Origin of the sequence: Pseudomonas sp. (assembly GCF_041601375.1) — a bacterium.
GTDB lineage: Bacteria > Pseudomonadota > Gammaproteobacteria > Pseudomonadales > Pseudomonadaceae > Aquipseudomonas.
In genome coordinates this window covers 1-6,775 of record NZ_JBFIIG010000212.1, presented here as the reverse complement: position 1 = coordinate 6,775, position 6,775 = coordinate 1, and the positions used below count along the sequence as shown (strand labels likewise).

At 61.2% G+C, this 6,775-nt stretch carries 4 protein-coding genes; 3 read left to right on the top strand and 1 reads right to left on the bottom strand.

Translation table 11 applies throughout. The features are described from left to right. The coding region (locus ABZE94_RS19225; protein ID WP_372877506.1) for a retention module-containing protein at positions 1-1,125 on the bottom strand (1,125 nt) is incomplete at its 3' end. A gap of 429 nt (positions 1,126-1,554) precedes the next feature. Here ABZE94_RS19225 and ABZE94_RS19220 point away from each other — a divergent pair. Genes ABZE94_RS19220 through ABZE94_RS19210 form a run of 3 tightly spaced genes read left to right on the top strand, consistent with a single transcriptional unit; the run spans position 1,555 to position 6,464 of the window. Beyond that, positions 1,555-2,910 (top strand): TolC family outer membrane protein, encoded by a 1,356-nt coding sequence (locus tag ABZE94_RS19220; protein WP_372877504.1) that lies wholly within the window; start codon positions 1,555-1,557, stop codon positions 2,908-2,910. 22 nt (positions 2,911-2,932) lie between these two features. Next, positions 2,933-5,095, top strand: coding sequence for a type I secretion system permease/ATPase (locus ABZE94_RS19215; protein ID WP_372877502.1), 2,163 nt, complete (start codon positions 2,933-2,935; stop codon positions 5,093-5,095). A 10-nt stretch (positions 5,096-5,105) separates the two neighbouring features. Beyond that, positions 5,106-6,464 (top strand): HlyD family type I secretion periplasmic adaptor subunit, encoded by a 1,359-nt coding sequence (locus ABZE94_RS19210; protein WP_372877500.1) that lies wholly within the window; start codon positions 5,106-5,108, stop codon positions 6,462-6,464. Positions 6,465-6,775: the final 311 nt, after the last annotated feature.

Genomic DNA, 6,775 nt, shown 5'->3' with positions numbered 1-6,775 from the left:
GACGCTGCCAGCACCATCGGCGCCAAACGCCGAGCTGAAGGCACCGCTGAAGTCCGCCGTGGCATCGGTGGAGAGATCGGTTTCATCGACCACCAGGCTGGGCAGTTGGGTCTCGGCCAGGGAAATGCTCGGGCCGTCGTCGTTGATCTGAATGATCAGCGGAGCCACCGGCGAAACATCGCCATCGTTGTCTATGACCCGTATGGCAAAGGTCTCGGCAACCTGATCGGCCGTCCCCGTGGCGCCGGCGATAGCATGATCGAGGGTGTTGGTGGTGATGCGGTAGACCCAATTGCCCGCTGAGTCGAAGGTAAGGGTGCCGTATTGGCCTTCGACGACGCCACCATTGGTAATGTCGATCCACGCCCCCGCGATGCTCTGCACTTGCAACTGCACTTGCACGGAGGAAATTCCGTCGGGAGAGGTGATGAGCAATCGGCCGGAAGTCGTCTCGTTGGGGCTGTCAGGGTTACTGCCGCCCGGCAACGCGGCCTCGTCAACGCTGCCCACCCCGGCGTCGATACTGGGATCGTCGTAAACCACTTCGACGCCGGGGCTGGAATCCGGCTCCTCAACAGTCGCCACGACATCCGGGTCTGGAAACTCCGGAGCGAAACCCAGGCCCTCGGTAGGGAAGCCAATGACCGGGTCGAGCGCACCCGCAGTTTCGTCCAGCAAGACGAAGGAATGCCCGCCGCCGGCATTGCCAGCGGCACCGGCACCAGGCCCTGCGGCCGTGGCAGCCAAGCTGGCGGTCGGATCCTCACCCGCCTCGATGGCGGCCTGCAACTGCTCGACCTCGGCAAGGTCCTGGGCGCTGGGTGCGCTGTCCGCGCCTTGGGCCGCGGCAGCCGAACCCTCGCCACGCGCGCCTGCTAGCAGTTGCGTGTCGAGCATCAGGTTGCTGTCGCGGCCGAGGGTCAACTCGCCACCGCCGATCAGGGCAATGGCAACTGCACCGTTCGCGCCGGTCACCAACTGCTCACCGGCGAAAACCCGATCACCTTCGGCAAGGGCCCGACGCGCTCCATTGCCGGCTACCGCAAAAACCTCACCGATAACCTGGCTGACGACACCAATCAAAGTAGCCATGATTCCTTCCTCACTGCAGCTGCCGACCAGCATCGACAGGCCTGAAAAGAGTCAAGACGCCTTGGCGACTATGGGGCGTTGTTCAAGAGGCGACTGCGTGAAATGAACTGGCAGGAGCATTCAAAAAATCATTTACGACAAAAAAATGTCGCGTATCCCACCGCAATGCGACGCCTATCAGAAACATCTCTGCCCACGCGTTGTAAGTCGTGCTTGACCACCCATTCCTTTCACCATGCAACAGACCGTTAACCAATGAATACATGGCTCATGCAAGAAACAATGTGCTGCTTTTTCCTGACTGCATAAGATTTTTTCTTCATAAACCTTGTAATAAATTTTTCTTAGCATCTGCAGAAAGATGTTCTTAGCTCTACTGTTACAAGAGTGGAACAGTTTTACCCGGACTTTAGCCAAAATTTTGGCGGCAGAAATAGAACACTGATCAAGGAGATTCATCACATGCGCGTTCTAAATCCGCTGTGGAGCAGTATGTTGCTGGCCCTGACCTGCACCCAGACTCAAGCGATGACCCTTCCGGACGCGATCCAGAGCACCCTGGACAACCACCCGGAAATCCACGCGGGAATCAACAACCGCCTTTCGTCGGACGAGGAAGTGAAGATAGCCAGAGGTGGCTACCTGCCGACAGTCGACCTGCTTGTCGGTTACAGCCGGGAACATACCGACAGCCCCAGCACCCGGGCGCTGGGCAATCACAACACCGAAACGCTCAACGCCCGCAATGCCGAGCTGCGCCTGCGGCAGATGCTGTTCGATGGTTTCAACACCCCCAATGAAGTCGCACGAACCGAAGCGGTAGTGAACTCGCGGGCCTATCGCGTGCTCGGCACTTCGGAGAGTCTGGCGCTGCGTACCGTCGAGGTTTACCTGGATGTGCTGAAGCGCCGTGAACTGGTCGATCTGGCCAAGAACAATCTGCTCGCCCACCAACGCATTACCGATCAAATCGATCTGCGTAGTCGCCAAGGCGTCGGCAGCACTGCCGACTTCGACCAATCCAACGCGCGCCTGGCCCTGGCGGAAAACAACCTATATACCGAGCAGGTCAACCTGGCGGATGCCCAGGCGAACTTCATCAGCATGACCGGGCTCATGCCGGACGAACTGGTGGCCCCGGTCTCGGTTCGCAGTGCCTTGCCAGAAGACTTGCACGCTGCCCGGCAGGCGGTGATGCAAAACAATCCCTTCCTGAAATCGGCGCAAGCCGACGTGCAGGCTGCCGAGAAGCAGTATGAAGTTGCCAAGTCACCGTTCTACCCACGCTTCGATGTCGAACTGGCGACCAACGCCGACGACAATATCCAGGGCGATGAAGGTCACTACAACAGCTGGCGTGCCGCCGTGGTGATGAACTACAACCTGTTCAACGGCATGCGCGACAAGGCTCTCTTGCAATCCTCGGCCCACCAGATCAACGAAGCGATGGACATTCGCAACAATGCATTGCGCGTGCTCAATGAGAATCTTGCGCTGGCCTGGAACTCCATGGACAACGCCCGTCTGCAGACCCCCAAGGCGCGCGACTATGCCGACTACACTACACGGGTTCGTGAGGCCTACCAGCAGCAGTTCAGTCTGGGCCAACGCACCCTGCTCGATCTGCTCGATAGTGAGAATGAACTCTTCACCGCCAACCGTCGTTACACCGAAGTGCGTTACACCGAAGAGTTCGCCATGTACCGCGTGTTGGCTGCCATGGGTGATCTGCTGCGCCAGCAGCAGGTGATTATCCCCGCGGAGGCTGTAGCTCTGTCCAATGTGGAGAGCGAGGCGCGCCTGCCGACAATCAAGTAGTACCGGTCGAGGAGCGGTATCCGTGACGACAATGGAAAGGGCTGGCCCCTCCAGCAGTGATCCACGCTTGAGCCACGACGATCCGTTGCTGGACGGCTTGCTGATCCTCTGCAAGCTCCACGGCTGTACCGTCAGTCATGGCAGCCTGAGTGCTGGCTTGCCGATGCCCGCACAGCGCCTGAGCGCCGACCTGCTGCCCCGAGCGGCCGCGCGGGCAGGCTTGCAAGGCCGCTTGCTGCGCCGCGAACTGACGGCCATTTCCGCACTCAATCTACCGGTACTGCTATTGCTCAAGAACGGGCGTAGCGCCGTCCTGCGCAAGTGGCTGGGCAACGATCAGGCGCTGATTCTGCCGTGCGAAGCAGACGGGGGTGAACAGCGCGTTGCGCGTGAGCAACTGGCCGAGGGCTACAGCGGGCAGGCGTTCTTCGCCCGGCCACGACATGAGCTGGAGAACGCTCGCTCGCCACTGCTGCCACGCATCGATGCCTGGTTCCGCGATACGCTCAAGCTGTCCCGCGGGCTGTATACCGATGCCATGCTGGCCAGCCTGCTGGTCAACGTGCTGGGTCTGATGGTGCCGCTGTTCGTCATGCAGACCTACGACCGCGTGGTGCCCAACCAAGCCACCTCGACCCTCTGGGTGCTGGCCATCGGCCTGTTCATTGGCACCTCCTTCGAACTGCTGTTGCGCGTGCTGCGCGCCAATCTGCTCGACAGCGCCGGCAAGAAGACCGATGTGGTGCTCTCAGCCACCTTGTTCGAACGCATCACCGGCATGTCCATGAAGGCGCGTCCGGCCACTGTCGGCGGCTTCGCGCAGAACATCCACGACTTCCAGGGCCTGCGCGAATTCCTAACCGCGGTGACCCTGACCAGCCTGATCGACCTGCCCTTCGCCCTGTTGATGATCGTGGTGATCGGCTTGCTTGGCGGTTCGTTGGCCGCCATTCCGCTGCTGGCCTTTCCGCTCACGGCGATCTTCGCCCTGATCATTCAGGGCCGCCTGCGCGACACCGTGCAGCGCAGCCTGGCATTGGGTGCGGAGCGCCAGGCCCTGTTGATCGAAACCCTCGGCGGCCTGGAAACCCTCAAGGCCTGCGGCGCGGAAAGCGAACGCCAACACCAGTGGGAAACCACCCATGGCGCCCTGACCCGGCTGGATGCCCACGCCCGCTTCCTCTCATCGCTGGCCACCAACGGCACCCTGTTCCTGCAGCAATGCGCCGGCATGGCCATCATCATCGCCGGGGTCTACGCGATCATCGCCGGCGACATGAGCGTCGGCGCGCTGATCGCCTGCTACATGCTCAATAGCCGGGTGCTGGCCCCGCTCGGCCAGGTTGCCGGGCTGATCACCCGCTACCAGCAGGCGCGCCTGACCATGCAAAGTACCGACGCCCTGATGGGCTTGCCACAAGAACGCCAGACCCAGCAGCGACCGCTGGAGCGCACCCTGCTAAAGGGGGCCCTCGATGTGCGTCAGGTCAGCTTCAGCTACCCCGGGCAGAGCAGTCCGGCACTTGCCAAGGCCAGCCTGCGCCTGAATCCTGGCGAGCGGGTCGGCATCATCGGCCGTAGCGGCTCGGGCAAGAGCACCCTGGCACGCCTGCTGATGGGCTTCTACACCCCGGACGAAGGACAAATCCTGCTCGACGGCCTGGATCTGCGCCAGCTCGATGTGGCCGACCTGCGCCACCAGATCGGCTATGTTGCTCACGACCTGCCGTTGTTGGCCGGCAGCCTGCGCGACAACCTGACCCTAGGCGCACGCTATGTCAGCGACGCGCGCATGCTCGAAGTGGCCGAGCTGACCGGTGTCGGTGAACTGGCTCGGCAACACCCGCAAGGCTTCGATCGCCCGGTCGGCGAGCGTGGTCAGCAACTCTCTGGCGGCCAGCGCCAAGCCGTGCTGCTGGCCCGCGCGCTGTTGCTCGACCCACAGATCCTGCTGTTCGACGAGCCGACCAGCGCGATGGACAACACCAGCGAAGAAATCCTGCGCAGCCGCTTGCATACCTGGGTCCAGGGCAAAACCCTGCTGCTGATCACCCACCGCAGCTCGATGCTCAGTCTGGTCGATCGCCTGGTGGTGCTGGACAACGGCCATATCGTTGCCGATGGGCCGAAAGAGGTGGTGATCGAGGCCTTGCGCAAGGGCCGCGTCGGCCCGGCAGCGGAATAGGACGGGACTTATGCGACCGCATCGAGCCATCCTCGCCTACTTCGCCAGCCTGGGCAGGCGCAAGCAGGACACCGAGTTCATGCCGGAAGTCGAGGGTGCGATTCTCGAGGATTCGCCCTGGATGTCGCGCATCACCATCTGGGTGGTCTGTGCCTGTTTGATCGCCGCCGTGCTCTGGGCTCATTTTGCCGTGCTCGAAGAAGTCACCACCGGCGAGGGCAAAGCGATTCCCTCGAGCAAAATCCAGGTCATCCAGAACCTCGAAGGCGGCATCGTCAGTGAAATATTCGTGCGCGAAGGCCAGCTGGTGAACAAGGACGATGTACTGCTGCGTCTCGACGACACCCGTTTTCTCTCGAACAAGGGCGAGACCGAAGCAGATCGGCTGGCGCTGATCGCCCGTATCGAACGCCTGACCGCCGAAGCCGAAGGCCGCCCCATCGCCATGCCCGAAGAAATCACCCGCACGGCAGCGCAACTGGCCGAGGACGAACTGGCACTCTATGACTCGCGACAACAACGCCTGCACAGCGAACAACGAACACTGGGCGAACAGCTGCTGCAGAAAACCCAGGAACTCGCGGAATTCCGCTCCAAGGCTCGGCAATACCGCTCCAGCCTGGGCCTGATTCAGCAAGAGCTGAACATGTCGCAACCGCTGGTAGCCGCCGGGGCAATTTCCCAGGTGGAAATACTCCGCCTGCGCCGCAGTGCAGTCGAGGTGCGCGGTTCACTGGACGCCACGACCCTGGCCATCCCCAGGGCGGAAGCGGCGGTCAACGAGATCAAGAGCAAGATCGAGGAATCCGAGCTGGGCTTTCGCTCCGAGGCCTTCAATGAACTCAATGATGCCCGCACCGAACTGAAGAAAATCACCGCCACCAGCTCGGCCATTCAGGACAGGGTCAGCCGCACCACGGTGGTGTCTCCGGTCAACGGCATCATCAAACAGCTGAAGATCAACACCATCGGCGGCGTCGTCCAGCCGGGCAGTGACATGCTGGAAATAGTGCCGCTGGAAGACAACCTGCTGATCGAAGCGAAAGTACGCCCCCAGGACGTGGCCTTCCTCCATCCCGGGCAGAAGGCCATGGTCAAGTTCAGCGCCTACGACTACACCATCTATGGCGGACTCAGGGCCAACCTGGAGCTGATCAGCGCCGACACCATCACCGATGAAGAAGGCAAAAGCTTCTACCTGATCCAGCTGCGTACCGATAAAAGCCACCTGGGCAGCGATGAGCATCCCTTGCTGATCATTCCCGGCATGATCGCCACCGTGGACATCATCACCGGCGAGAAAAGCGTGCTGGACTACCTGCTCAAGCCCGTGCTAAAAGCCCGCGCCGAAGCGTTGCGCGAACGCTAGAAGGGGCTAGTGGAAGGCCGCCAGCAGCGCTTTTGCAGACTCTATATTCATGTGCAAGCCTTCCTTGCCGAGCGTAGGAGCGCTCCATGCCCGCGATGCTTTTGCGGGCGCGCTCTATCGCGGCCATGGGCCTGGGCGTCCCCGCCGCGCCTACGAAATGCCTAAGAACCGTAGCCCAATGAAATGGACTCCTCCCTCCTACGGCGTCAATGCGCCAGACTGAAGTTGTCAAGACAAGCAGTCACGAAGGGAGGAGTCATCATGAAACTTAACCGAATCGGTGTTGACCTGGCAAAGCAGGTTTTCCAAGT